Source organism: Ruegeria sp. SCP11 (genome assembly GCF_040329455.1).
Taxonomy (GTDB): Bacteria; Pseudomonadota; Alphaproteobacteria; order Rhodobacterales; family Rhodobacteraceae; genus Ruegeria; species Ruegeria atlantica_E.
In genome coordinates, this window is record NZ_JBDZYG010000041.1 from 1 (window position 1) to 3,122 (window position 3,122).

The 3,122-nt window shown below is 57.5% G+C and carries 1 protein-coding gene; it reads left to right on the top strand.

What is annotated here, in order from left to right; all coding sequences use genetic code 11:
• A partial coding sequence (locus tag ABLN94_RS24460) for a beta strand repeat-containing protein (protein WP_352997303.1) occupies positions 1 to 3,122 on the top strand: 3,122 nt, incomplete at both ends.

Genomic DNA, 3,122 nt, shown 5'->3' on the forward strand with positions numbered 1-3,122 from the left:
GCAATGACGGCGGAGGAGCGTTGGTGATCTCTGCGGCCAACGTCACCGGAACAACCAACAATTCGGGTATCCTCGCCGGCAACAGGGGCACCGATCTTTCGATCACGACAACCGGGCTGGTCACAAGCTACTGGCATGGGATTTCCGCAAGAAATGCCGGCGGTGATTTTACTGTTTCGGTCGCGGATGTGACCTCAACCGGCCTTAACGGACTTAATCTGGCGAACTATGGCACGAACCTGTCGGTCACATCGACCGGAACGATCAGCGGTGCTGCGCACGGGATCCAGGCACAAAACGACGGCACCGGAGCCCTGACGATCGCAGCAACGGATGTCTCCGGAGCCCTCGAAAATGGCATCTATGCCCGAAATACGATTGGCACCGACCTTTCAGTTGTCGCATCCGGGCACGTTTCAGGCGGCGAATCCGGCGTCCTCGCTCAAAATACCGGTAGCGGAGCGCTGTCAATCACGACGGCAAGTGTCACCGGAGGTGCAGCAGGGGATGGCATTTCCGCATTGAATACAGGCACTGATCTTTCCATCTCTGCAACTGATCGGATCATCGGAGGCAATCGGGGGATTGCAGCCGTAAACAATCGCGGTGCACTGTCGATTGATGCTACGGATGTCACCGGTGTGCTCGGTCATGGCATCTTCGCACAAAATACGATTGGCACGGATCTTTCAATTGCCACGTCCGGTCACGTCTCAGGTGGCGACTTCGGAATTCTTGCTCAAAACATCGGTAGCGGAGCGCTGTCAATTTCGACGGCAAGTGTCACCGGAGGTGCAACCGGGGACGGCATTTCCGCGTTGAATACCGGTACTGATCTTTCCATCACGGCAACTGATCGGGTTATCGGAGGCAATCGGGGAATTGGCGCGGTAAACAATGGCACCGGCGCGTTGACGATTGCTGTTGAAGAGGTGGTCGGCTATGGCGCCGAAGGAATTTCTGTCCAAAACAGTGGCTCCGATCTGTCCATTACGGCGTCCGGACCGGTTCAGGGCGGTACCGTCGGCATCGACGCATACAACGATGGCACAGGAGCTCTGACGATCACAGCCGCGGACGTCACGGGTACAAACAGTTTTGGGATAAGGGCGCAAAATCACGGTTCCGGTACCAGCTTGTCGGTTACGGCATCGGGTGCTGTAACGGGTGCGCGCGATGCAATTTACGCAAGTGGTCGCGGAACCACCGGCGGTATAACGATCGACGTCGGAGACGCAATAAGCACAGTTGATGGGTACGGCATCAATGCCCGCAACTATGGCAGAGGAACGCTGGTGATCTCTGCGGCCAATGTCACCGGAACCGCCAACAATTCGGGTATCTTCGCCATTAACAGAGGCACCGATCTTTCGATCACGACAAGCGGGCTGGTGACAAGTAGCGGGCGAGGGATTTTCGCGAGAAACACTGGCACCGGCGATTTGACCCTTTCGGTCGCGGATGTGACATCAACCCGCCAAAACGGGCTGAACCTGAATAACTATGGCGCGAACCTGTCGGTTTCATCCACTGGCGCGATCAGCGGTGCTTTGCACGGGCTTCAGGCAAGAAACGACGGCAGTGGAGCCCTGACGATTGCAGCGACGGATGTCACCGGAACCCTGGGCAGTGGCATCTATGCCCAAAACTCGGGCACGGATCTTTCAATTACATCGTCGGGTGCCGTGTCAGGTGGGTCGTTCGGGGTATACGCACGCAACGACGGCAGTGGAGCGCTGACGATTACGACGTCGGACGTCACTGGCACCGCCGGGGAGGGAATGCTCCTTTATAATGGCTCCTCAGGAACAGATCTGTCGATCACCGCTTCGGGGACAGTCACCGGCACGACCGGACTTGTAGCCATTAACCGAGGCAGCGGTGCGCTGACGATTTCGACGGCAGACATCACTGGTACCACTGGCAACGGTCTATTAGCACAGAACGAAATTGGTACCGATCTTTCAGTCACATCCACTGGTATGATCAGCGGCGCTAGAAACGGGATATACGCGCGCAACGACGTCAGTGGTTCGTTGACGATTGAAGCCGCAAATGTCAGCGGTCAACAGTATGGCATCCACGCCCGGAACTTTGGTTCAGGCCTGACATCGGTTACCGTATCCGGCGCCGTTTCAGGGGGTACTGGTGCCGGGATTGTGACCCGGGCGACCAGCGGGCCGAGCGTGATTACACTCAACAGCGGTGCGTCGGTCTCTTCCGTGTCCGGCGAGGCGATTGTCAATGGTGATGGCGGCAATAGCCATGTCATTCTGCGGTCGGGATCAGCGATTGCCGGTGAAGTGCTGCTGAGTGACGGTACCGACGCGCTGACGATTGAAGGGGGCGCAGATATCAGCGCAGCAACCCTGTTCGACGGTGGTGATGGCACGCAAGATGCCGTGACCTTTTCGGCTTTCAACGGCAATTTCGATGGCGCTCTGTTCACCAATTGGGAAAACCTGACGGCAGACAATGGAACTGTCCTGACCCTGGACAGTTCGGCAACAGATATTGATTCTCTCGCGGCAAACAACGGATCGACCATCATAGCAGGAGCGGCAGACCTGTCTCTGAACAGCAACCTGCGGATCGACGCGACCAGCCGTTTCCAGGCCGGGTTTGGCGGATCGGGTGCGATCAATGTTGTCAGCGATGTCAGCAACGATGGCCTTGTCAGTTTGGCTGATGGGCGCGGGGGTGATCGCCTGACTATTGGCGGTAATCTGTCAGGGTCCGGCTCTGTAGCGCTCGATGTCGATTTTGATGCCGGAACCAACGACCAGTTGATTGTGACCGGCGACAGCGCAGGGGCGCAGCAGGGCCTGCAGGTTCAGAAATCCGGTGATCTTGCAGATCTCCAGACCTATGCGCTTGCCACGGTTTCCGGCATGAGTTCCGCCAGTGACTTCCGGCTGATGAACGGTGATTTCGCGACCAAAGGCGGAGAAACCGCGATTGTCGGAGGTGCCTATACCTTCCTGCTCGATTACGATCCGGCAACCGGCGAGTTCATTCTTTCCCCCTTCGCTGAGAACGGTGGGGTGTACCTGAATCCGAACCGCGCATTCCTTGCGGCCGGCATCCAGCAGTTCAGCGACCATATGGCACTGGATGGGGCG